Raw genomic sequence first — 22,511 nt, 5'->3', positions numbered from 1 at the left:
ACGCCCGCTGCCCATCGCCGCGCCAGAGTGCCGCGCCCGCATAGGCTGGCCGTCATGCAGATGAATCAGGCGCCTCGCCCCGTCACGATCATCACCGGCGCGAGCCGCGGCATCGGTGCCGCGATCGCCGAGCGACTCGCCGCCGACGGGCATGACCTCGTGCTGACCTACCGCGATCGGTCGACGGATGCCGCGGCAGTCGTGCGCGCGTGCGAGGCATCCGGCGCCCGCGTGCTCCTGCTCCGCGTCGACCTCGCCGACCTCGAGCAGGCCGCCACGGTGGTTCCCGCCGCCGTCGCCGAGTTCGGCACCGTGACCGGCCTCGTCAACAACGCGGGCATCACCGGCCGGATCGGCGGGTTCCTCGATGCGCCCATCGACGAGGCCGGGCTCGTCTTCCGGGTGAACGTCCTCGCTCCCCTGTTGCTCACGCAGGCGGCGATCGCGCACATGGCCACTGACGGCGGCGGAGCCGGCGGATGCGTCGTGAACATCTCGTCGGGTGCTGCCACCTCCGGCGCGCCGAACACGTACATCCCGTACGCGATGAGCAAGGCCGCCCTCAACGCGCTGACGATCGGCGCGGCCCAGGAGTTCGGACCGGTAGGCGTGCGCGTGAACACCGTCTCACCCGGCACGACGCGCACCGAGATCCATGCGGCCGCAGGCCGGCCGAACGCGCCCGATGAACGCGCCCCGCGCATCCCCATGCGTCGACCGGGCGAGGTGCACGAGATCGCGGGCGCCGTCGCGTACCTGTTCTCGGCGGATGCCTCGTACACGTCGGGCGCCGACATCCGCGTCTCGGGCGGGAAGTGACCCCTCGGGGACGGCATTCCGACCCTGACGAGGCTAGTGCTCGCCGAACCCCGACTCCGCAAGCGCCGCGATGGCATCGACGGCCTCGCGTCCATCGGGATCGTCGCTCGCGATCTCGACCGTCGCACCCTTCGTGAGCCCGAGCGACATGATGCCGAGCAGGCTCTTCGCGTCGGTGCCGTTCACGGTGACCTTCTGCGGGAACGTGCTCGCGAGCTTCACGAGTTCGGCGGCCGGGCGGGCGTGCAGGCCATCGGCGTTCACGAGCGTGATCTGTCGATGATGTGCTGCGGCCGCGGTCGCGGCAGGCCCGGCGCCGGCAACGGCAGCGGATGCCTCGGCGGCGCCGCGCTCGCCGGCGTCCGAACCCGAGGCGGGCCCGAGTGCGCTCTGCGCGGCCGCGACCACGCGCTCGAGGTCGTCGCCCGCCTCGGCGGCGACCGCCGCGGCCACCCCTCCCTCGACGAGCGGGGCGTCGACGAGGCGCACCCGGTCGCGCTGCTCGTCGTCGAGGAAGTCGAGGGCCGTCTCGGCGGTGAGGATCGCCGATCCGAGGTCGCAGAGCACGACCACGCCGGCGCCCGAATCGGCCTCGGCGATCCCGGCACTGACCAGGTCGAAGCTCGTGCCGATGCGTCCGTCATCGGTGCCGCCCGCGGCCACGAGGGTCGCGGTGGGCGCCATCTGCCTGGCGAGCTCGACCAGTCCCTCGGCGATGCGGGCCGAGTGCGAGACGAAGACCAACCCGACGTTGCCGGATGCCCCCACCTCAGGCTCCCGCGGCGCCGGACGCCGCATCGGCGGCCGCGCGAAGCAGCAGCGCCGTCGACTGGGCACCGGGATCGCGGTGCCCGGCCGACCGTTCGCCGAGGTAGCTGGCCCGACCCTTGCGGGCGACGAGCGGGATGGTCGCGTCGGATCCGGCCGCCGCGGCATCCGCCGCCGCCTCGAGCACCTCCGCGACATCCGACCCGTTCGAGGCCGCCGCCTCGGCAGCGTCGACGGCCGGAGTCCACGCGTCGACCATGGTCTTGTCGCCCGACTCGGCCTTGCCTCGCAGGACGATGCCGTCGCGAGCCGCCGTGAGCACCGCGGCGATCGCCGGACCGTCGAGCGACGTCGCGGAGCCGGCCGCGACGGCGCCCTTGAGGTACGCCGTGCCGTACAGCGGTCCGGCCGCGCCACCGACCGTGGAGATGAGCGTCGTGGCCACGAGCTTCAGGACATCACCGGGTGTCGATCCGGCGGGGAGGTCGTCGAGCTTCGGGAGCACCGCCTGGAAGCCACGGTCCATGTTCTCGCCGTGGTCGCCGTCGCCGATCTCGCGGTCGAGCGTGATCAGCTCGACCCGGTGCTCGGCGATGACGTCCGCGCTCCGTCTGACCCAGTCGACCGCCCAGGTGATGTCCAGCGCCACAGTGCCTCCCTATCGTCCCCACCGGAGTGCCGCCGTCTGCACCGGGGCATCCCACAACTCGATCATCTCGTCATCCAGCCGCAGAACCGTGATCGACATCCCCTGCATCTCGAGGGACGTGATGTAGTTCCCGACGAGCGAGCGGGAGATCGCGACGTTGCGTTCCTGCAGCACCTCGGCGGCGCGACGGTACGCGAGGTAGAGCTCGATGAGGGGCGTGCCGCCCATGCCGTTCACGAACAGCAGCACACGGTCGCCGTCGGCGGCGCCGAGATCGTCGAGCACGGGCTCGATGAGCCGGTCGACGAGCCGGTCGGCGGGCTCGAGCTTGATGCGCTCGCGGCCGGGTTCGCCGTGAATGCCGATGCCGACCTCGATCTCGTCATCGGCGAGCGTGAAGCTCGGCTCGCCGGCGTGCGGCACGATGCAGGGGGTGAGGGCGAGACCCATCGACCGCACGTTCGCGTTCACGCGTTCGGCGATCTCGGCGACCTGGTCGAGCGAGTCGCCGCGCTGGGCTGCGGCGCCCGCGATCTTCTCGACGAGCACCGTGCCGCCGACGCCGCGACGACCCGCGGTGTAGAGCGAGTCCTTCACGGCGACGTCGTCATCGATCACGACCGCACGCACGGTGATGTCCTCAGCCGAGGCCAGGTCGGCGGCCGTCTCGAAGTTGAGCACGTCGCCCGTGTAGTTCTTCACGATGTGGAGCACCCCGGCACCACCGTCGACCGCTTTCGTCGCGGCGAGGATGGGGTCGGGCGTCGGGGAGGTGAACACCGCGCCCGGCACGGCCGCGTCGAGCATGCCGAAGCCGACGTACCCCGCGTGCAGCGGTTCGTGGCCGCTCCCGCCGCCGCTCACGATGCCGACCTTGCCGCTGACCGGCGCGTCGGCACGCACGACATGGATCGGGTCCATCGTGACGCGCACGATGTCGGCGTGGGCGAGTCCGAAGCCGGCGACAGACTCGTCGACGACGCGCTTCGGGTCGTTGATGATCTTCTTCACGGAAACCCCTTCCCCATCGCTGCGGCGCACCGAGCGGGCCGTGCATCGGCGCCGACGCAGCACTCCCCCGTCAACCTACGCCCGCGCCGCAGCCCGCCGGAAGGGCCTCCGTCGAAATCGGAGGAACCATTCCCACCTGAACGCTCGCTGAGTATGGTGGGCAGTGTTCCGCCCCCGGGCGAAGCCCTGAGGGCCAAGCGAAAAGGATGGAAGGTCAACGTGGACGATCTCGGTGTGCTGTTCCTCTCCGAACTGGTCGGAACCGCGATGCTGGTGCTCCTCGGTTGCGGGGTGGTGGCCAACGTCGCCCTCGCGAAGACGAAGGGCTTCGGCGGCGGGTTCCTCATGGTGAACGTCGGCTGGGGACTCGCGGTCTTCGCCGGCGTCATCGTCGCCTATGCCTCAGGCGCGCACATCAACCCGGCGGTCACGCTCGGCCTCGTCGCGAACGGCGCCACCGAGTTCGGCAACCCGGCGTTCGGCACGACGGTGCCGGTCGACGTGGTGTCGGTGCTCGCCTTCATCGGGGCACAGCTGCTCGGCGGCATCCTCGGCGCCGTCATCGTGTGGCTGGGCTACAAGCAGCACTTCGACGAGGCACCGGAGCCCGCGGCGAAGCTCGGCGTGTTCTCCACCGGCCCGGCGATCCGCTCGTACGCCTGGAACGTCATCACCGAGATCATCGGCACGTTCGTGCTCGTCTTCGTGGTCATCGGGTTCGGACGTCAGGGGGATGCCTCGGGGCTCGCGGCCCTCGGCGCACTGCCCGTCGCCCTCCTCGTGATCGGCATCGGCGCGTCGCTCGGTGGTCCGACGGGGTATGCCATCAACCCGGCGCGTGACCTCGGCCCGCGCATCGCGCACGCCATCCTCCCCATCCGGGGCAAGGGATCGTCCGACTGGTCGTACTCGTGGGTCCCCGTCGTGGGCCCGATCATCGGCGGACTCCTCGCCGGCTGGGCCGCCATCCCACTCCTGCCGCTGCTCGGCTGAACCCGGCGGGGCCGGTCCGCGAGGACCGGCCCCGCGGGGTTTCGCGGGCACTCCCTGCCTCGCCGACGTCGGCGGGGCATCCGAACCATCTGAGAGGAAGTCATGGCTGACTACATCCTGGCGATCGACCAGGGCACGACCTCGTCGCGCGCGATCATCTTCGACAAGCGCGGCTCGATCGTCGCCACCGGACAGCTCGAGCACGAGCAGATCTTCCCCAAGGCCGGCTGGGTCGAACACGACCCGATGGAGATCTGGCGGAACACCCGCGAGGTCATCGGCCAGGCGCTCGGCAAGGCCGACCTGACCAGGCACGACATCGCCGCCGTGGGCATCACCAACCAGCGCGAGACCGCGGTCGTCTGGGACAAGAACACGGGCGAGCCGGTCTACAACGCCATCGTGTGGCAGGACACCCGAACTCAGCCCATCGTCGACCGCCTTGCCGCCGACGGCGGCGTCGAGCGCTTCAAGCAGGATGTCGGGCTCCCCCTCGCCACCTACTTCTCGGGCACGAAGATCGTGTGGATCCTCGAGAACGTCGAGGGCGCGCGCGAGAAGGCCGAGGCCGGCGACCTGCTCTTCGGCACCACCGACTGCTGGGTGCTCTGGAACCTCACGGGCGGCACCGATGGCGGCGTGCACGCGACGGATGTCACGAACGCGAGCCGCACCATGTTCATGGACCTCGCCACCCTCGAGTGGCGCGACGACATCCTCGCCGCCTTCGGCGTGCCGCGCTCGATGATGCCCGCCATCAAGGCCTCGTCGGAGGTGTACGGCACGGTCGAGCCGTCGAGCCTGCTGCGCGAGGTGCCGGTCGCGGGCATCCTGGGCGATCAGCAGGCCGCCACGTTCGGGCAGGCCGCGTTCGATCCGGGCGAATCGAAGAACACGTACGGCACCGGCAACTTCCTCATCTTCAACACGGGTGAGGAGATCGTGCACTCGAAGAACGGCCTGCTCACGACGCTCGGCTACAAGCTCGGCGACGACAAGCCGCACTACGCGCTCGAGGGCGCGATCGCGGTCACGGGGTCGCTCGTGCAGTGGGTGCGCGACAACCTCGGGCTCATCTCCAATGCCGCCGAGATCGAGGAGCTGGCCAAGACGGTCGACGACAACGGCGGCGCGTACTTCGTGCCGGCGTTCTCGGGCCTGTTCGCGCCGTACTGGCGGCCCGATGCGCGCGGCGCGCTCGTGGGCCTCACCCGGTACGTGCACAAGGGCCACATCGCCCGTGCGGTGCTCGAGGCGACGGCGTTCCAGACCAGGGAGGTGCTCGACGCGGTCAACGCCGACTCGGGCGTCGACCTCACCGAGCTCAAGGTCGACGGCGGCATGATCGCCAACAACACGCTCATGCAGTTCCAGGCCGACATCCTCGGCGTTCCCGTGGTGCGACCGGTCGTCGCGGAGACGACCGCGCTCGGTGCCGCCTACGCCGCGGGCCTGGCGGTCGGGTTCTGGTCGAGCCTCGACGAGCTGCGCGCCAACTGGCAGGAGGACTCCCGCTGGGAGCCCAAGATGGATGCCGCCGAGCGCGACCGTCAGCTGCGCCTCTGGAAGAAGGCCGTCACGAAGACGTTCGACTGGGTCGACGACGACGTGTCGCACGGCTGACGCCGAGCCTGCTCCGGTGGTGAGGCGAGGGTCCCGCGGCATCCGCGGGGCCCTTCGTCGTCACCGCTTCGTGGCGGCGATCCACTCCTCGAGCTTGCGCTCCGCGGCGCCGCTGTCGATGGCCTCCTCGGCCACCGCGAGCTTGTCGTGGAACCGGTCGAGCACGGCGCGCTGGAACTGGGTCGGGTCCTTCGCGAGTTCGAACGACGCGAGGCCCGCGGCGGCGTTGAGCACGACGATGTCGCGCACCGGCCCGCGCTCGCCGCCGAGCACGCGCCGCACGATCTCGGCGTTGTGGGCGGCGTCGCCGCCGACGAGCTCCTCGATCGTCGTGCGCTGGATGCCGAGCTCCCGCGGGTCGAGATCGTGCTCCTTGACCATGCCGCGCGACACCTCCCAGATGTGGCTGTGCCCGGTGGTGGTGAGCTCGTCGAGGCCGTCGTCGCCGCGGAACACCAGCGCCGTGGCGCCGCGCGTCTGGAACACGCCGACGATGAGCGGCACTCGGTCGAGGTTCGCGACGCCCACCGCGGAGGCCTCGGGGCGCGCCGGGTTGCACAGCGGTCCGAGGAAATTGAACACCGTGGGGACGCCGAGCTCGGAGCGTACGGGCCCCGCGTGCCGGAAGCCCGGGTGGAAGGCACCCGCGAACGCGAACGTGATGCCGGCCTCGCCGAGCACCTCTGCCACACGTTCGGCGGGCAGCGAGAGGTCGAGCCCGAGCGCGGCCAGTACATCGGACGAGCCCGACGACGAGCTCGCAGCCCGGTTGCCGTGCTTGATCACGGGGACTCCGGATGCCGCGGCCACGACCGAGGCCATGGTCGAGACGTTCACCGTGCCGAACCGGTCGCCGCCGGTGCCCACGATGTCGAGCGCCATGGGGTCGACGGGCAGCGGCACCGCGTGTTCGAGCACCGCGTCGCGGAACCCGACGATCTCGTCGACCGTCTCGCCCTTGACGCTGAGGGCGACGAGGAATCCGGCCAGCTGCGCCGGGGTGACGGTGCCGGTCATGACCTGCTCCATGCACCACGCGGCGTCCGACACGCTGAGGTCTTCGCCCTCCAGGAGCGCGGAGATGATGGTCGGCCAATGCTGTCGGGTGGGCATGCAATGATCCTATCCGCCCTGATTCTGGGCAGATTCCCGGCTCCGGCACACCGGAATCTCGGGAGACCCCGATGGTCGAACGGACACGGGTGTCCGGGCTGACGAAAACTCAGCCGCGATTTCAGCCATAATGGTGTGCGTGACGAGCACCTCAATCACTTATCAGGCGAGCGCGCCCGTGATCAAACGACCGAACACCGTCGCGGTGGGCACGATCGTCTGGCTCGGCAGCGAGGTCATGTTCTTCGCTGGTCTGTTCGCGATCTACTTCACGCTGCGGTCGATGTCGCCCGAGTTGTGGGGGTTCGAGGCGGATCGCCTGAACTTCCCGTTCTCGCTGACGAACACGATCATCCTCGTGCTGTCGTCGTTCACCTGCCAGTTCGGCGTGTTCGCGGCCGAGCGGCTCCAGCCCTATGCCACCGGCTGGAAGCCGACGCAGTGGGGCATGGTCGAGTGGTTCTTCCTCACCTACGCCATGGGCGCCATCTTCGTCGCCGGCCAGATCTGGGAGTACGCGCAGCTCGTCTCCGAGGGCATCGCGATCGACTCGAACGCCTATGGCTCCGCGTTCTACCTCACCACCGGCTTCCACGGCCTGCACGTCACGGGTGGTCTGATCGCGTTCCTCCTCGTCATCGGTCGCGTGTTCGCCGTCAAGAACTTCGGCCACCGCGAGGCCACCAGCGCCATCGTGGTGTCGTACTACTGGCACTTCGTCGACGTCGTGTGGATCGGCCTGTTCCTCGTCATCTACGTCCTCAAGTAAGCCCGCAGCAGGAGCGCCACGAACAGCATGACCGTGAACAGGAAGAAATCGATGAACCGCTCGACGCGACGCACCGGCCGCCGTCATCCGATCGCCACGGTTGCGCTGCTGGCCCTCGGACTCGTCTTCACCGGCGGGGCGTATGCGGCGCTGAGCACCGGCTCCGTGGCTCAGGCCGAGGCCGAGCCCACGTCTCAGGAGACGATCGAGGAGGGCAAGAAGCTCTTCCAGGCGAACTGCGCGACGTGCCACGGCCTGGAGGCGCAGGGCACCGACGCCGGACCGAGCCTCATCGGCGTCGGCGCGGCATCCGTCGACTTCCAGGTCGGCACCGGCCGCATGCCCATGCAGATGCAGGGCCCGCAGGCGCAGGTCAAGCCGCCGCAGTTCACCGATGAGCAGGTCAAGCAGCTCGCCTACTACGTGGCGTCGCTCGGGCCCGGCCCCGACATCCCCGCCGAGCACCTCGTCAACGGCGGTGGCGATGCGGCCAACGGCGCCGAGCTGTTCCGCATCAACTGCGCCATGTGCCACAACGTGGCCGGCGCCGGCGGCGCGCTCACCGAGGGCAAGTTCGCTCCCGCGCTGACGAATGTCTCGGGGGTGCACATCTACGAGGCCATGGTCACCGGCCCGCAGAACATGCCGGTCTTCAACGACCTGAACATCTCGCCCGAAGACAAGCGCGACATCATCACGTACCTCAAGTACGTCCAAGACAACCGCTCCCCCGGCGGTTTCGAGCTCGGCTCGCTCGGTCCGGTCGCTGAGGGCCTGTTCATCTGGATATTCGGTCTCGGCGCGATCGTCGCGATCACCGTGTGGATCACGGCGAAGTCCAACTAGCGCACGCCCGGCACCGAAGCAGCTGAAGAAGGAGAACCATGGCCCAGGACGACCACAGCGGCGCCGAGCTCGTCGCTGCCGACTCGTCGCACGCCGAGCAGGAGTTCGCCGGTTCGACCGGCACGGCAGTCATCCCCCGCGATGCGTTCGAGAACCCCGGCTTCGAGCCGCACCGTCCTCGTGTCACCGACGAGGACCCCAAGCGCGAGGGACGCGCGCAGCGCACCGTCTTCACGCTGTTCTACCTCTCGATCCTCGGCAGTGTCTGGGCCATCGCGGCGTACATGCTGTTCCCCATCGAGTCGAACGACGTCGGTGCCGTGCGCCTGAACAACATGTTCATCGGACTCGGCGTCACGCTGGCGCTCCTCGGCATCGGCTTCGGCGCGGTGCACTGGGGCAAGTCGCTGATGACCTCGGCCGAGTCGATCGACACCCGCCACCCCATCGGCTCCACCGAGGCGACCAGGCAGGGCGCCGTGGAGGTCTTCCGCCAGGCCGACGAGGAGTCGGGCTTCAGCCGTCGCACGGTCATCCGCAACAGCCTCATCGGTGCGCTCATCGCGCTCCCGCTGCCGGCCATCGTGCTCTTCCGTGGCTTCGCCCCCCAAGACCAGGACCCGGTCGCGTTGCTCAGCCACACGATGTGGAAGCAGGGCACGCGCCTCGCGCTCGACCCGTCGGGCGTGCCGATCAAGGCCTCCGACGTCACGCTCGGCAGCGCATTCCACGTGATCCCCGAGGGCCTCAACGACCTCGAGCACGGCAGGCTCGAGGAGAAGGCCAAGGCCGCCGTCCTCCTGATGCGCCTCGACCCGACCGACCTCAAGGAGTCGCCCGAGCGAGCCGACTGGTCGTACCAGGGCATCGTCGCCTACTCGAAGATCTGCACGCACGTCGGATGCCCCGTGGCCCTCTACGAGCAGCAGACGCACCACCTGCTCTGCCCCTGCCACCAGTCGCAGTTCGACGTGACGAACCACTGCGAGGTCATCTTCGGCCCGGCCAAGCGCCCGCTGCCGCAGCTTCCGATCGCCGTCGACGATGAGGGCTACCTCATCGCACAGAGCGACTTCACCGAACCCGTCGGCCCGAGCTTCTGGGAGCGTCATTGAGCACCGCATCGACCCGAGCAACCGCGCCTGAGAAGCGCTCCTTCACGGCGGCGGCATCGGAATACGTCAACGACCGCACCGGCATCGCGGTCGCGATCAAGGGCCTCGGTCGCAAGGCCTTCCCCGACCACTGGTCGTTCCTCCTCGGCGAGGTCGCACTCTTCAGCTTCATCGTCATCCTCGTCTCCGGTACCTTCCTGACGTTCTTCTTCCAGGCGTCGATGGCCGAGGTGCACTACGACGGCTCCTACGTGCCGCTCAAGGGCGTGGAGATGTCGGTGGCGATGGCGTCGACGCTCGACATCTCGTTCGACATCCGCGGCGGGCTCTTCGTGCGCCAGATGCACCACTGGGCGGCACTGCTGTTCGTGGCGGCCATCGGCCTGCACATGCTCCGCGTGTTCTTCACGGGCGCATTCCGCAAGCCCCGCGAGATCAACTGGGTGTTCGGCTTCCTCCTCTTCATCCTCGCGATGGCCGAGGGCTTCACCGGGTACTCGCTCCCCGACGACCTGCTCTCCGGAAACGGCCTCCGCATCATCGACGGCATGGTCAAGGGCATCCCGCTGATCGGCACGTGGACGTCGTTCCTGCTCTTCGGCGGAGAGTTCCCGGGCACGGCGATCGTCGGCCGCCTGTACACGCTGCACATCCTGCTGCTGCCCGCCCTCGTCGTGGCGCTCATCGCGGTGCACGTCGGCTACGTGTTCATCCACAAGCACACGCAGTTCGCCGGTCCCGGACGCGAGCCGACGAACTCCGTCGGCCCGCCCATCCTGCCGATCTACGCGGCCAAGGCCGGCGGCTTCATGTTCATCATCTTCGGTGTCGTGTCGCTCATCGCGTCGCTCTTCACGATCAACCCGATCTGGAACTACGGCCCCTACGACCCGTCCCCCGTCTCCGCCGGTACGCAGCCCGACTGGTACATCGGCTTCGCCGACGGTGCCCTGCGACTCATCCCGCCGGGCTGGGAGTTCGTGTGGCTCGACCGCACCTGGTCGTTCAACATCATCGTCCCGCTCGTCGTGCTCGGTGGCTTCATCGTGACCGTGATGTTCTACCCGTTCATCGAGGCCTGGATCAAGGGCGACAAGCGCGAGCACCACATCGCCGACCGTCCGCGCAACGCGCCCACCCGTACGGCGATCGGCGCCGCGGGTGTCACGTTCTACGCCGGCCTCTGGGCGGCGGCCAGCTCCGACCTCCTCGCGACGCACTTCCTGCTGACCATGGAGGGCGTGATCCACGCGCTGCAGGCCGTGGTGATCATCGGACCGTTCATCGCCTACTTCATCACCAAGCGCGTCTGCATCGCGCTCCAGAAGAAGGACCGCGAGATCGTCCTGCACGGCTACGAGTCGGGTCGCATCGTGAAGCTGCCGGGCGGCGAGTTCATCGAGGTGCACCAGCCCCTCGACGAGTACGACCGCTGGCGCCTCGTGAGCTTCGAGTCCTACGAGCCGCTCATGCTGCGCCCGAACGCCCGCGGCAAGATCACGGGCGGTCAGCGCCTCCGCGCCGCGCTGTCGCGATGGTTCTTCGAGGACCGCATCGCGCCGGTCACCCGCGGTGAGCTCGAGGCGGCGCACCACACGCACCAGGAGGCCGTGGAGACCACCAGCCAGCACTGAGCCGACCGGCCGCGATTCGGGCACCGGGCACCATGTCGATCGATTCGACGTGGTTCCGGTGCCCGAACTGCTTCGCCGACCTCGCGCCCGTCGACGAGCGCGTCCTCGGATGCGAGCACGGCCATCGGTTCGATCGCTCCAGGTACGGCTACCTCACCCTGCTGGATCCCAAGGCGCCACGCACCGTCGGCGACGACCGCGACATGCTCTCCGCGCGTGCCGCGCTCCTCGGCCGCGGCGCCTACCTGCCGATCGCCGAGGAGCTCACGCGAGCGGCGCTGCCCGACGGCGCGGCGTACTCGGGCGGACGGCCTCGGGTCGCCGACCTCGGCTGCGGCACCGGGTACTACGCGGCACAGCTCGATGAGGCCCGGGCCGACGCGACCTTCCTCGTCGCCGACCGATCGCCGCACGCGGTTCGGTCTGCACTGCGGTCGCTTCCCGGCGCCACGGGCGTCGTACTCGACATCTGGCGACCCCTGCCGCTGCGCACCCAGGTCGCCGATGTGATCCTGAACGTGTTCGCGCCTCGCTCTCCGAGCGAGTTCGCCAGGGTCCTGCGGCCGGGCGGTCGACTCGTCGTGGTCGTTCCGCGCGCAGACCACCTGCGGGAGCTGCGTGAGCTCGATCTGCTCCTCGACATCCCTGCGGCGAAGACGCACGCCGTGACGGAGTTGCTCACCGCCGCCGGCTTTGCACGACGTGGCGCCCACAAGGTGCAGTACCTGATCGAGACGGGCCCCGGCACTCGCTCGCTGCTCGCGGGAATGGGCCCGTCGGCACACCACTCCGCCGCACTCGCCGTCGGCTCCGTCGAGCGGACGATCGACGTGACGATCGCGGTGGATGTCCTCACCTTCGAACTCGCGTCGCCGCCGGGCTGAGGCGGGTGCATACTGGCCACATGCCCGATTGCTGCTGTCCGGGATCGGCCCGCTACGAGAGCGTGTTCGACGAGCGCTTCGCTCATGATCGCGCGCGACGGTACCGACGGCACGGACTCACCACCGTCGAGCGGCCGATCGTCGACCGCCTCGCCTCGATGGGCTTGGCGGACCGCACCGTGCTCGAGATCGGCGGCGGTGTGGGTGAGATCCAGCTCGAGCTGCTCGCGCGCGGAGCGGCCGCCACGACCAACCTGGAACTGTCCGGTGCCTACGAGTCCGACGCGGGGGCCCTGCTCGCCGAGCGTGGCTTCGCGGATCGGGCGACGCGTCATGTGGGTCTCGACCTGGCATCGAACGCCGCCGACGTCGGCACGGCCGACTACGTGGTCCTCCACCGCGTCGTCTGCTGCTACCCCGACTCCTTACAGCTCCTCGCGGCCGCCGCGGCGCACGCCCGCCGTGCCGTCGTGTTCAGCCATCCGCCCCGAACGTGGCTCACGCTCGCCATGGTGGGCATGGGCAACGCCTGGATGCGGATACGCGGTCGAGACTATCGCGGCTATGTCCACTCCCCCGACGCGATGTACCGAGTCCTCCGTGAGGCGGGCTTCGCGCTGCACCGCTTGCGTGCCGGACCGAGTTGGTGGGTCATCGCGGCGACGCGCACGTGATCGGAATGCCGTGCGAGAAACGGGAAACGCCCCGGCGTGACTGCCGGGGCGTTCCGTTCTCAGGCGTGCTTGCGTCAGCGGGCGAAGTTGCCGCGGTAGTACTCGTACACCCACCCGACGATGGCCACGAGGAAGAGCACGAAGGCGATGGGGAACATCCACCAGCCGACAGCCAACGACAGGAAGCCGAGCGCCGCGGCGGCTGCGAGCGTGATGGGCCACCAGCTCCAGGGGCTGAAGAACCCGAGCTCGGGGTCGCCGTCGTCGATGTTCGCGTCGAGACGATCCTCGGGCAGCTCGGCGCCCTGCGCCTTGTGCACGCGACCGAGATAGAACGCGATGAACGCCGCCAACACCGCCGTGAGCGCGAGCGCCACGGTTCCCGCGGGCTCGATGCCGGGCTGCAGCTCGTCGAGCCAAGTCCAGTACGCGTAGACCACGGCGGACAGGGCGAAGAAGACGAACAGGATCCAGAAGAGGATGACATTCGCGCGCATCTACTTGACTTCCTTCGTCGCGGCGTCGTACACGGGGGCGTCTGGTGCGTCCTTGGCCGGGCCGATGCCGACCGGGATGCCCGCCTCGGGGTGGTTGAGGTCGAACGCCGGCGACTCGGAGCGAATGCGCGGGATCGACGTGAAGTTGTGTCGCGGCGGCGGGCAGCTGGTCGCCCACTCGAGCGAGCGGCCGTAGCCCCATGGGTCGTTCACCGTGACCTTGGGCGCCCGGCGGGCCGTGATGTACACGTTCAGGAAGAACGGAACCATCGAGACGGCGAGGATGGCCGCGCCGACCGTCGACAGCTGGTTCATCCACGTGACGTTGTCTTCCGGCAGGTACGAGTAGTACCGACGCGGCATGGCCACCACACCGAGCCAGTGCTGGATGAGGAACGTCGTGTGGAAGCCGATGAACAGCAGCCAGAAGTGCCACTTGCCCAGCGTCTCGTTGAGCATCTTGCCGGTCCACTTGGGCCACCAGAAGTAGAAGCCCGAGAACATCGCGAACACGACCGTGCCGAACACGACGTAGTGGAAGTGCGCCACCACGAAGTAGGTGTCGGAGACGTGGAAGTCGAGCGGCGGCGACGCGAGGATCACGCCGGTGAGACCACCGAACACGAACGTGATGAGGAAGCCGATCGCCCACACGAGCGGGGTCTCGAACGTGACGGATCCCCGCCACATCGTGCCGACCCAGTTGAAGATCTTCACGCCCGTCGGCACAGCGATGAGCATGGTCATCAACGCGAACCACGGCAGCAGCACGGATCCGGTGACGTACATGTGGTGCGCCCACACGGTGACGGACAGCGCCGCGATGGCGATCGTCGCGTAGATGAGGGTCTTGTATCCGAAGATCGGCTTGCGGCTGAAGACCGGGAAGACCTCGGAGACGATGCCGAAGAACGGCAGCGCGATGATGTACACCTCGGGGTGGCCGAAGAACCAGAAGAGGTGCTGCCACAGGATCACACCGCCGTTGGCGGGATCGTAGATGTGTGCTCCGAGGATGCGGTCGGCCGCCGCGGCGAGGATCGCCGCCGCGAGGACCGGGAACACCATCAGGATCAGGATCGACGTGACGAGCGTGTTCCAGGTGAAGATCGGCATGCGGAACATGGTCATGCCGGGCGCACGCATGGTGATGATCGTCGTGATGAAGTTCACGCCACCGAGGATCGTGCCGAAGCCCGACAGGCCGAGGCCGACCATCCAGAGATTGCCGCCGATACCCGGAGAGAAGGTCGTCGAGGCGAGTGGTTGATACGCGAACCAGCCAAACGACGCGGCGCCCTGCGGCGTGAAGAAGCCCGCGACCGCGATGAGCGAACCGAAGTTGAAGAACCAGTACGCCAGCGCGTTCAGACGCGGGAACGCGACGTCGGGCGCGCCGATCTGCAGCGGCATCAGCACGTTCGCGAAGCCCGCGAACAGCGGCGTCGCGAACATCAGCAGCATGATCGTGCCGTGCATGGTGAACAGCTGGTTGTACTGCTCGCGCGTCTGCACGATCTCGAGCCCGGGCTCGAACAGCTGGGCGCGGATGATCAGCGCCATGACGCCGCCGATGCAGAAGTAGATGAACGAGGTGATCAGGTAGAGGTACCCGATGACCTTGTGATCAGTGGTCGTGATCCACCTGACGAGGGTGTTGCCCTTGCGCTCGACCTTGGAGGTACCGAACGGCAGGCTGCTCGACTGCGGTCGAGCCGGTGCGGTCGTGGTGCTCATTCGGCTTCGTGCTCCTCTTTCAGTTCGGGCGCGCCCGTGCCGGGCTGGTTCTGGCGGCGATCGTATTCGACGGAGAGCTGGCCCTCCTGGCCGGCGTCGCGGAGGGACTCGATGTACGCGTCGTACTCCTCCTGGGAGACGACCTCGACGTTGAAGAGCATGAGCGAGTGGTACTCGCCGCAGAGTTCGGCGCACTTGCCGGCGTAGGTGCCCTCGCGCTCGGGGACGAACGACATGTAGTTCGTCTGGCCGGGGATCATGTCCTTCTTGTAGAGGAAGTCCACGACCCAGAACGAGTGGATCACGTCGCGCGCCTCGAGCTTGAGCTCGACGTTCTGCCCGACGGGCAGGTACAGCGTCGGGATGTCGGTGACCGAACCGGCGGGCCCCTCGTCGGTGGGCTGCGCCTGGATGCCGACCTCGTAGACGTCCTCATCGACGTAGTTGAAGTCCCACGACCACTGCTTGCCGATGACCTCGATGCTCACGTCGATCTCGTCTTCGGCGAAGCGCTGCTCGATCGCCGCCTGGTCGCGCGCCGTGAAGGCGAAGAACCCGAGCACGAAGATGAGCGGCACGATCGTGTAGAAGACCTCGATCGGCATGTTGTAGCGCAGCTGCACCGGAAGACCGGTCTGGCCCTTGCGACGGCGGTACGCGATCACCGCCCAGATCGTGAGCCCCCACGTCAGGAGGCCGACCACGAGGAGCACGATCCACGACGTCACCCAGAGGCCGGAGATGCGCTCGGTGTGATTGGTGGTCGGACCGGCTCCCTCCTCGAACCCCGGAAGGAATCCGTTCAGCTGGGCCTGCGTGCATCCGGCGAGGACGAGGCTGAGCGACGCTGCAATCGGAATAGCAGCCCATCGGAGACGGCGATTGTGGCGCACCGGTGACCTTTCGGGAGACTCGAAGGCGCTTCACAGTGAAGCGCGGTGATCGGTCACTAGCCTACTCCGACTCGGCCGCCGGGGTGTGCACCGGAGGACGGTGTCCGGCCTCTCGAGCGGCGAATTCGCCTGCAATCGGCTGAAACGCCGAAGGGAGGCCGCTCACGCGGCCTCCCTTCGGGAGTGGTTTCAGGCCCGGATCAGTGGAACGAGTCCCCGCAGGCGCAGCTGCCCTGCGCGTTCGGGTTGTCGATCGTGAACCCCTGCTTCTGGATGGTGTCCTCGAAATCGATCGAGGCGCCATCGAGGTACGGCACACTCATCTTGTCGACGACGACCTCGACGCCCGAGAAGTCGACGACCGCATCGCCGTCGAGCAGGCGCTCGTCGAAGTAGAGCTGGTAGATCAGGCCGGAGCATCCGCCGGGCTGCACTGCGACGCGCAGCCGGAGGTCGTCGCGGCCCTCCTGCTCGAGGAGGCTGCGGACCTTGCCTGCGGCGGTGTCGGTCAGCTTCACGCCGTGGATCGTCTCGGTGATCGTGTCGCTCATGTCTCTCCTCAGTGCGTCGGGTAACGCGGATCTCTCATCCCATGGTAACCGGCGCACATGGGTGTCCACCCCATGCGCGCTCGGGAATCGTCGGGAGCGCTCAGGAACCCGTCCGAGCCTCGAGCCTCGCGAAGAACAGCGCCTCCGCGAGAAGTGCGCGCTTGAACACGCCGAGGTGGAGCGACTCGTTCGGGCTGTGCGCGCGCGAGTCGGGGTCCTCGACGCCGGTCACGAGGATCTGCGCGTCGGGGAACTCGTCGACGAGTTCGGCGATGAACGGGATGGAGCCGCCCACCCCGATCTCGACGGGCTCCCTCCCCCACGCCTCGGCCATGGCCGCGCGCGTCTCGGTCACCGCCCACCCGCTCGTGTCGACGAGGAACGCCTGACCGCGGTCGACGTCCTCGAAGGCGAGGTGGGCGCCGAACGGAGCGTGCGCCTCGAGGTGGGTGCGGATGGCGTCGAACGCCTCCCCGGCGTCCTGCCCGGGCGCGATGCGGGCGCTCACCCGCACGCGCACGCCCGGGACGAGCGTGTTCGACGCGTTCGCGACATCCGGTGCGTCGATGCCGGTCACGGTGATCGACGGCTGCGCCCAGATGCGTGACAGCAGGGTGGCGGCGCCGATCGGCGTGACCCCCTCGAGCAACCCGGCCTCGGCGCGGAGCTGCGCCTCGTCGTAGGGCGGGGTCTCGAGGTCGGCGCTGCGCAGCCCCTCGACGGCGACCGAGCCGTCCTCGGCCCACATGGAGTCGAGCAGGCGGATGGCCGCCATCATCGCATCGGGAGCGGCACCTCCGTACATGCCGGAGTGCGACGCGTGCGCGAGCGTGTCGATGCGGAGGTTGAAGGCCACGGCGCCGCGCAACGCGACGGTGATGGCGGGCGTCTCGAGGTCCCAGTTGCCGGAGTCGGCCACGATGATGGCGTCGGCGGCGAGGAGGTCGCGGTTCTCGTGCAGGAAGTTCGCGAACGAGCGCGACGCCCATTCCTCCTCGCCCTCGATGAAGACCGCGAGGCCGAGGTCGAAGTCCCCCGCGACCTCGGCGAAGGCCCGGATGGAGCCGACGTGCGCCATGATGCCGGCCTTGTCGTCGGCGGCACCGCGACCGTGCAGGCGATCGCCGCGCTGGGTCGGCTCGAACGGCGGCGTCTCCCAGTCCTCGTCCTTGCCGGGGGGCTGCACGTCGTGGTGCGCGTAGAGCAGCACCGTCGGCCGACCGTTGCGGGCCGGGCGGCTCGCGACCACGGCCGGCTGCCCGAGTTCGGACCCGTCGGCGACCGGCGCCCGGCGCACGTCCACCACGTCGAACACGCCCGTGCCACGGAGCAGCTCGGCGACGGCCTCGGCGCTCGTCGCCACGTGGGCGGGATCGAAGGCGGGCCAGGAGACGGATGGGATGCGCACGAGGCGGGCGAGATCGGCGACGGTCGCGGGGAATCCGGCGTCGACGGCGGTGCGGACGGCGTCGACGGCCTCGTGGGCGTCGACGACCGCGGATCCGGTGGGTTCGGTCTGGGTCATGCCGGTAATCTTAAGGGCAACCGATTCGAGGACTCCCGTGGCAAAACACCCCACCAACACCCCTGCGCCCGAGGCCGGCGCCGACGACGAGGCATCCGTCACCCCGAAGGCCGGCAAGGGCGCGCCCACGCCGAGCCGTGCCGAGCGCGAGGCCGCGCGCAAGCGCCCGCTCGTGCCGAACGACCGCAAGGAAGCGGCGAAGCAGGCGCGGACCCAGCAGGCGGCCGCGCGCGAACGTGCGCGTGTCGGCATGGCGATGGGTGAGGACAAGTACCTGCCCACGCGCGATCGCGGACCGCAGAAGAAGTACGTGCGCGACTACGTCGACGCCCGCTTCAGCATCGGCGAGATCCTCATCCCGTTCATGTTCCTGATCATCCTGCTCACGTTCGTGCCGAGCGCGGAGGTGCAGGCGATCGGCATCATGGCGCTCTGGGCGTTCTTCCTCATCGCGGTGGTCGACGTCGTCATCCTCGGCTTCGTCCTCACCCGCAAGCTGAAGGCGAAGTTCGGCGAGGACAAGGTCGAACGGGTGCGCTGGTACGCCGCGATGCGGGCTCTCCAGCTTCGCCCGCTGCGCCTGCCGAAGCCGCAGGTCAAGCGCGGTCAGTACCCCGTCTGAATCGCGCGCCGGCCCTGGGCGGGCCGCGTCGATCGTCGTCAGGTGCGCGCGTACGCTCCCCCGCGGATGAGCGGCACGCGGGTCTCCTCGTCGGTGAGCGAGCCGTGCTGGCCGACCATCGACTCGCCCTGCCGGTTGGCCTCCCGGCGGTCGTAGTAGGCGACGCCCGAGCGCGCCGCGATGAGGATGTCGCCGATGCGGTCCCGCACCTCGTCGGCGACCGGACCGAACACGCCGGCCTCGATCGCCTCATCCCGTCCGAGCACCCAGGCGCGATGTCCCTCCGCCGCGCGCCAGCCATCGAGGAGCGCCGCGCGCGCGGCCTCGTCGAGCCCGGGTTCGAGGGCGAGCGAGAGGAATCGCGGCTCGCCGGCGACGTGCCGCACGCCGTCGAGCAGCTCGGGTCGCGCGTCGACGAACACGTGGCGATGCGCCGGGACGTCGATGATGCCGTGGTCGGCCGTCAGCAGCAGCCCCACGCCCCGAGGCAGGTCTCGCTCGAACGAGGCGACCTCGGCGTCGAGCTGCTCGAGCGTCGCGAGCCAGCGATCGGACTCCCAGCCGTGCGCGTGCGCGATGCGATCGAGCTCCGACACGTACACGTACACGAGGGCCCTCGGCTCGCTCCGCGCCACGTCGAGCGCCGCGGCGAACGACTCGGCGATCGTCGAACCCGCCCGGTACTCGGTGCCGCGCAGCACCGCGCGTGAGAATCCCGACCCGATGTGCTTGGCCGAGCCCACGGCGAAGCTCGAGATGCCGGACTCCCGGGCCGTCTCGAAGAGCGTCGGCACGCGCTGCCAGGTCTCCGGCGGCATCCGGGCGTCCCAGCCGGTGAGCTGGTTCACGACGCGGTCGTTGGCGCGGTCGAGCACCCGGTATCCGACGAGTCCGTGCTCGCCCGGCATCCGCCCGGTGGTGAAGCTCGCGATGCCCGCCGCGGTCGTCGAGGGCAGCACCGTGCGGATCACGTCGCGTCGCGACATCCGCCCCGCCAGGAATCGGGCGTGACCGGCACGGGCCTGGATGTTCGCCGCCCCGAGCCCGTCGACGAGCACGACCACGGCACCGGATGCCGCGGGCAGATCGAACGCGTTCGCCTGCGCGTCGAGGCTGGCGAGCGAACTGCCGAGCACCCCGGCAAGCCTCGGGGCACTGACGGCGGGCACCGGTAGCATTGCAGGCATCGCGCCCAGTCTGGCACAGGCCGGGCGCGGCCCATTCCCCCACGTGCCGAGCACCTCACCCAGAGACGACGGATGACCCGAGCCAAGAACCCGCCCGCAGACGAGCCGATCGCCGAACGCATCGAAGACGTCGACGTCGCCACCGAGATGCAGGGCTCGTTCCTCGAGTACGCCTATTCGGTCATCTACTCCCGGGCGCTTCCCGACGCCCGCGACGGGCTCAAGCCCGTGCAGCGACGCATCCTGTTCGGCATGTCAGAGATGGGCCTGCGCCCCGACCGCGGGCACGTGAAGTCGTCGCGCGTCGTGGGCGACGTCATGGGCAAGTACCACCCGCACGGCGACACGGCCATCTACGACGCGCTCGTGCGCATGGCGCAGCCGTTCACCCTGCGGGTGCCGCTCATCGACGGGCACGGCAACTTCGGGTCGCTCGACGACGGCCCTGCGGCGCCGCGTTACACCGAGGCGCGGCTCGCCGCGCCGGCGCTCGCGATGACCGAAGGCCTCGACGAAGACGTCGTGGACTTCGTGCCGAACTACGACAACTCGGCCCAGCAGCCCGAGGTCATGCCCGCCGCCTACCCGAACCTCCTCGTCAACGGGGCGAGCGGCATCGCCGTGGGCATGGCCACGAACATGGCGCCCCACAACCTCATCGAGGTCGTCGGCGCGGCACGGCACCTCATCGCGAACCCCGACGCGACCCTCGACGAGCTCATGGAGTTCGTGCCGGCACCCGACCTGCCCTCCGGCGGCACGATCGTCGGGCTCGCCGGCATCAAGGACGCCTACGCGACCGGCCGCGGCAGCTTCAAGACGCGCGCCAAGGTCTCGGTCGAGAACATCACCGCACGCAAGGTCGGCCTCGTGGTCACCGAACTGCCGTACCTCGTCGGCCCCGAGAAGGTCATCGAGAAGATCAAAGACGGCGTGAACGCCAAGAAGATCAGCGGCATCTCCGACGTCACCGATCTCACCGACCGCACCAAGGGCCTGCGTCTCGTCATCGGCATCAAGACGGGCTTCAACCCCGAGGCGGTACTCGAGCAGCTCTACCGGCTCACGCCGCTCGAGGAGTCGTTCAACATCAACAACGTCGCACTCGTCGACGGCGGCCCGCAGACGCTCGGGCTGCGCGAGCTCCTGCAGGTCTACGTGGCGCACCGCATCTCGGTCGTGACGAGGCGCTCGCAGTTCCGGCTCGCGCGGCGCAAGGAGCGGTTGCACCTCGTCGAGGGCCTCCTCATCGCGATACTCGACATCGACGAGGTCATCCAGGTCATCCGCACGAGCGACGAGGCCGACCAGGCGCGCGTTCGCCTCATGGACGTCTTCGACCTCAGCCAGCTGCAGGCCGAGTACATCCTCGAGCTGCGTCTGCGCCGCCTCACGAAGTTCTCCCGCATCGAGCTCGAAGCCGAGCGCGACCGGCTCCGCTCCGAGATCGCCGAGCTCGAGGAGATCCTCGCGAACCGGCACCGCATCGAGATGCTCGTCTCCGACGAGCTCGAGGAGGTCGCCGAGCGATACGGCACGCCCCGACGCACCCTGCTCACCGACGCACGCCCCAGCATCGCCCGCGCGTCGGCGAAGCACGCACCGGTCAACCTCGAGGTGATGGATGTCCCGTGCCGGGTGCTCCTCAGCGCCACCGGCCGCATCGCCCGGGTCGACCTGCCCGACGGCGCCGACGGGCCCGTCACGATAACGCCGCCTGCGCGGCGGAGCAAGCACGACGCGATCCGCTCCACGCTCGACACGACGAGCCGGGCCGAGATCGGCGCCGTCACGAGCCTCGGACGGCTCATCCGGTTCACGCCCGTCGATCTCCCCATGCTGCCGCCGACGTCGGTGCAACTCGGAGCCGGGGTCCGTGTGGCCGATTACCTGGCCCTCCCGAACAAAGACGAGAAGGTGCTCGCCATCGTCTCGCTCGACGCCGAGCGGTCGATCGCGCTCGGCACGAGGCTCGGCGTGGTCAAGCGCGTGGCGACCGGCGCCTACCCCAACAAGCCCGAGTTCGAGGTCATCGGCCTGAAGGCGGGCGACGAGGTCGTCGGTGCGGTGCAGGGCGACGAGGGCGACGAGCTCGTGTTCGTGGCATCCGATGCGCAGCTGCTGCGGTTCCCCGCCGCCTCGGTGCGCCCGCAGGGGTGCCCGGCGGGCGGCATGGCGGGCATCAACCTCGCCGCCGGCGCGCACGTGATCCACTTCTCGAGCGTGCCGGCCGAAGCCGCGTCCGACGCCGTGGTCGTCACGATCGCGGCGAGCAACGAGACGCTCCTCGGCACCGACCCCGGTAGCGCCAAGGTCAGCGCGTTCTCCGAGTTCCCGCCGAAGGGCCGGGCGACGGGTGGCGTGCGCGCGCAACGATTCCTGAAGGGCGAGGACGCGCTGCACCTCGCCTGGGTGGGCCGCTCCCCCGCCCTCGCGGTCGGCGTCGACGGCACTGCGCGGCAACTGCCCGACGGCGGGGCCAAGCGCGATGCGTCGGGGCAGCCGCTCGAGGCGGTCGTCGCCGCGGTCGGGTCGCGCATCGGCTGACGCGCGTCACTGCCGACGCGCACCTGGCTGACGCGCACCTGGCTGACGCGCACC

General features: G+C 69.2%; 21 protein-coding genes. 11 read left to right on the top strand and 10 right to left on the bottom strand.

The window, feature by feature from the left end:
* Window positions 1–54 precede the first annotated feature (54 nt).
* Window positions 55–819 (top strand): SDR family NAD(P)-dependent oxidoreductase, encoded by a 765-nt coding sequence (locus ACVFI9_RS10065; protein ID WP_474762095.1) that lies wholly within the window; start codon window positions 55–57, stop codon window positions 817–819.
* Between the two features lie 33 nt (window positions 820–852).
* Here ACVFI9_RS10065 and dhaM read toward each other — a convergent pair whose 3' ends face one another.
* From dhaM to dhaK, 3 genes are read right to left on the bottom strand one after another with little or no spacing between them, the layout of a single operon-like run.
* Window positions 853–1,587 carry a dihydroxyacetone kinase phosphoryl donor subunit DhaM gene (gene dhaM, locus ACVFI9_RS10060; protein ID WP_474762094.1) on the bottom strand — a complete coding sequence of 245 codons (735 nt, stop codon included), beginning with the start codon at window positions 1,585–1,587 and terminating at the stop codon, window positions 853–855.
* 1 nt (window position 1,588) lies between these two features.
* Window positions 1,589–2,236, bottom strand: coding sequence for a dihydroxyacetone kinase subunit DhaL (gene dhaL, locus ACVFI9_RS10055; protein ID WP_474762093.1), 648 nt, complete (start codon window positions 2,234–2,236; stop codon window positions 1,589–1,591).
* A 9-nt stretch (window positions 2,237–2,245) separates the two neighbouring features.
* On the bottom strand, window positions 2,246–3,247 hold the full coding sequence (dhaK, locus tag ACVFI9_RS10050) for a dihydroxyacetone kinase subunit DhaK (RefSeq protein WP_474762092.1): 1,002 nt from the start codon (window positions 3,245–3,247) through the stop codon (window positions 2,246–2,248).
* A gap of 267 nt (window positions 3,248–3,514) precedes the next feature.
* On the opposite strand from dhaK, the gene ACVFI9_RS10045 reads away from it, so the two are divergent.
* Together ACVFI9_RS10045 and glpK are read left to right on the top strand one after the other, a co-directional pair.
* Window positions 3,515–4,240 (top strand): MIP/aquaporin family protein, encoded by a 726-nt coding sequence (locus ACVFI9_RS10045; protein ID WP_474766227.1) that lies wholly within the window; start codon window positions 3,515–3,517, stop codon window positions 4,238–4,240.
* Between the two features lie 102 nt (window positions 4,241–4,342).
* Window positions 4,343–5,863, top strand: a complete 1,521-nt coding sequence (gene glpK, locus ACVFI9_RS10040; protein ID WP_474766182.1) for a glycerol kinase GlpK — start codon at window positions 4,343–4,345, stop codon at window positions 5,861–5,863.
* Window positions 5,864–5,923: 60 nt separating this feature from the next.
* Here the strand turns inward: glpK and trpD are convergent, their stop codons facing one another.
* Complete coding sequence (gene trpD, locus ACVFI9_RS10035; protein WP_474766180.1) at window positions 5,924–6,976, bottom strand: anthranilate phosphoribosyltransferase; 1,053 nt, start codon at window positions 6,974–6,976, stop codon at window positions 5,924–5,926.
* Between the two features lie 130 nt (window positions 6,977–7,106).
* On the opposite strand from trpD, the gene ctaE reads away from it, so the two are divergent.
* Genes ctaE through ACVFI9_RS10005 form a run of 6 tightly spaced genes read left to right on the top strand, consistent with a single transcriptional unit; the run spans window position 7,107 to window position 12,898 of the window.
* Window positions 7,107–7,745 carry an aa3-type cytochrome oxidase subunit III gene (gene ctaE, locus ACVFI9_RS10030; RefSeq protein WP_474766178.1) on the top strand — a complete coding sequence of 213 codons (639 nt, stop codon included), beginning with the start codon at window positions 7,107–7,109 and terminating at the stop codon, window positions 7,743–7,745.
* Window positions 7,746–7,796: 51 nt separating this feature from the next.
* Window positions 7,797–8,591, top strand: a complete 795-nt coding sequence (gene qcrC, locus ACVFI9_RS10025) for a cytochrome bc1 complex diheme cytochrome c subunit (protein WP_474766176.1) — start codon at window positions 7,797–7,799, stop codon at window positions 8,589–8,591.
* A 38-nt stretch (window positions 8,592–8,629) separates the two neighbouring features.
* Window positions 8,630–9,706: a cytochrome bc1 complex Rieske iron-sulfur subunit gene (gene qcrA, locus ACVFI9_RS10020; RefSeq protein WP_474766174.1), complete on the top strand. Its 1,077-nt coding sequence runs from the start codon at window positions 8,630–8,632 to the stop codon at window positions 9,704–9,706.
* Window positions 9,703–11,340, top strand: a complete 1,638-nt coding sequence (gene qcrB / locus ACVFI9_RS10015) for a cytochrome bc1 complex cytochrome b subunit (RefSeq protein ID WP_474766172.1) — start codon at window positions 9,703–9,705, stop codon at window positions 11,338–11,340. The genes qcrA and qcrB overlap by 4 nt, the downstream gene beginning before the upstream one ends.
* 32 nt (window positions 11,341–11,372) lie before the next feature.
* On the top strand, window positions 11,373–12,224 hold the full coding sequence (locus tag ACVFI9_RS10010) for a methyltransferase domain-containing protein (RefSeq protein WP_474766170.1): 852 nt from the start codon (window positions 11,373–11,375) through the stop codon (window positions 12,222–12,224).
* Between the two features lie 20 nt (window positions 12,225–12,244).
* Window positions 12,245–12,898 carry a methyltransferase domain-containing protein gene (locus tag ACVFI9_RS10005; protein ID WP_474766168.1) on the top strand — a complete coding sequence of 218 codons (654 nt, stop codon included), beginning with the start codon at window positions 12,245–12,247 and terminating at the stop codon, window positions 12,896–12,898.
* A gap of 74 nt (window positions 12,899–12,972) precedes the next feature.
* Here the strand turns inward: ACVFI9_RS10005 and ctaF are convergent, their stop codons facing one another.
* The 5 genes from ctaF to ACVFI9_RS09980 all read right to left on the bottom strand — a co-directional run bounded on the left by ctaF (window position 12,973) and on the right by ACVFI9_RS09980 (window position 18,101).
* Entirely contained in the window at window positions 12,973–13,395 is a 423-nt protein-coding gene (gene ctaF, locus ACVFI9_RS10000) for an aa3-type cytochrome oxidase subunit IV (RefSeq protein WP_474766167.1), read from the bottom strand.
* Window positions 13,396–15,132, bottom strand: a complete 1,737-nt coding sequence (gene ctaD / locus ACVFI9_RS09995; protein WP_474766165.1) for an aa3-type cytochrome oxidase subunit I — start codon at window positions 15,130–15,132, stop codon at window positions 13,396–13,398.
* Window positions 15,129–16,025, bottom strand: coding sequence for an aa3-type cytochrome oxidase subunit II (gene ctaC, locus ACVFI9_RS09990; protein ID WP_474766163.1), 897 nt, complete (start codon window positions 16,023–16,025; stop codon window positions 15,129–15,131). Before ctaC ends, ctaD begins: the two co-directional genes overlap by 4 nt.
* A 200-nt stretch (window positions 16,026–16,225) precedes the next feature.
* Window positions 16,226–16,576, bottom strand: a complete 351-nt coding sequence (gene erpA / locus ACVFI9_RS09985) for an iron-sulfur cluster insertion protein ErpA (RefSeq protein ID WP_474766161.1) — start codon at window positions 16,574–16,576, stop codon at window positions 16,226–16,228.
* A 100-nt stretch (window positions 16,577–16,676) separates the two neighbouring features.
* Complete coding sequence (locus ACVFI9_RS09980) at window positions 16,677–18,101, bottom strand: M20/M25/M40 family metallo-hydrolase (protein WP_474766160.1); 1,425 nt, start codon at window positions 18,099–18,101, stop codon at window positions 16,677–16,679.
* A 37-nt stretch (window positions 18,102–18,138) separates the two neighbouring features.
* Here ACVFI9_RS09980 and ACVFI9_RS09975 point away from each other — a divergent pair, with 37 nt between their 5' ends.
* Window positions 18,139–18,723 carry a DUF3043 domain-containing protein gene (locus ACVFI9_RS09975; RefSeq protein WP_474766158.1) on the top strand — a complete coding sequence of 195 codons (585 nt, stop codon included), beginning with the start codon at window positions 18,139–18,141 and terminating at the stop codon, window positions 18,721–18,723.
* Between the two features lie 38 nt (window positions 18,724–18,761).
* Here the strand turns inward: ACVFI9_RS09975 and ACVFI9_RS09970 are convergent, their stop codons facing one another.
* Window positions 18,762–19,910 (bottom strand): alkaline phosphatase family protein, encoded by a 1,149-nt coding sequence (locus ACVFI9_RS09970; protein ID WP_474766156.1) that lies wholly within the window; start codon window positions 19,908–19,910, stop codon window positions 18,762–18,764.
* Between the two features lie 72 nt (window positions 19,911–19,982).
* On the opposite strand from ACVFI9_RS09970, the gene ACVFI9_RS09965 reads away from it, so the two are divergent.
* On the top strand, window positions 19,983–22,457 hold the full coding sequence (locus ACVFI9_RS09965) for a DNA gyrase/topoisomerase IV subunit A (RefSeq protein WP_474766154.1): 2,475 nt from the start codon (window positions 19,983–19,985) through the stop codon (window positions 22,455–22,457).
* Window positions 22,458–22,511: the final 54 nt, after the last annotated feature.

It is taken from the genome of Agromyces sp. NSFZ (assembly GCF_056156205.1).
Note: the sequence above shows the minus strand (reverse complement) of the source record. Positions and strands in the feature narration are given on the sequence as shown.

Excerpts from the sequence above, each read along its gene's own strand:
- ACVFI9_RS10005 (WP_474766168.1), top strand. The coding sequence starts at position 12,245 with ATGCCCGATTGCTGCTGTCCGGGATCGGCCCGCTACGAGAGCGTGTTC.
- ACVFI9_RS09980 (WP_474766160.1), bottom strand. The coding sequence starts at position 18,101 with ATGACCCAGACCGAACCCACCGGATCCGCGGTCGTCGACGCCCACGAG.
- ACVFI9_RS10010 (WP_474766170.1), top strand. The coding sequence starts at position 11,373 with ATGTCGATCGATTCGACGTGGTTCCGGTGCCCGAACTGCTTCGCCGAC.
- trpD (WP_474766180.1), bottom strand. The coding sequence starts at position 6,976 with ATGCCCACCCGACAGCATTGGCCGACCATCATCTCCGCGCTCCTGGAG.
- ctaF (WP_474766167.1), bottom strand. The coding sequence starts at position 13,395 with ATGCGCGCGAATGTCATCCTCTTCTGGATCCTGTTCGTCTTCTTCGCC.
- ACVFI9_RS10045 (WP_474766227.1), top strand. The coding sequence starts at position 3,515 with ATGCTGGTGCTCCTCGGTTGCGGGGTGGTGGCCAACGTCGCCCTCGCG.
- qcrA (WP_474766174.1), top strand. The coding sequence starts at position 8,630 with ATGGCCCAGGACGACCACAGCGGCGCCGAGCTCGTCGCTGCCGACTCG.
- ACVFI9_RS09970 (WP_474766156.1), bottom strand. The coding sequence starts at position 19,910 with ATGCCTGCAATGCTACCGGTGCCCGCCGTCAGTGCCCCGAGGCTTGCC.
- ACVFI9_RS09965 (WP_474766154.1), top strand. The coding sequence starts at position 19,983 with ATGACCCGAGCCAAGAACCCGCCCGCAGACGAGCCGATCGCCGAACGC.
- glpK (WP_474766182.1), top strand. The coding sequence starts at position 4,343 with ATGGCTGACTACATCCTGGCGATCGACCAGGGCACGACCTCGTCGCGC.
- ACVFI9_RS10065 (WP_474762095.1), top strand. The coding sequence starts at position 55 with ATGCAGATGAATCAGGCGCCTCGCCCCGTCACGATCATCACCGGCGCG.
- qcrC (WP_474766176.1), top strand. The coding sequence starts at position 7,797 with ATGAACCGCTCGACGCGACGCACCGGCCGCCGTCATCCGATCGCCACG.
- erpA (WP_474766161.1), bottom strand. The coding sequence starts at position 16,576 with ATGAGCGACACGATCACCGAGACGATCCACGGCGTGAAGCTGACCGAC.
- ctaD (WP_474766165.1), bottom strand. The coding sequence starts at position 15,132 with ATGAGCACCACGACCGCACCGGCTCGACCGCAGTCGAGCAGCCTGCCG.
- ctaE (WP_474766178.1), top strand. The coding sequence starts at position 7,107 with ATGGTGTGCGTGACGAGCACCTCAATCACTTATCAGGCGAGCGCGCCC.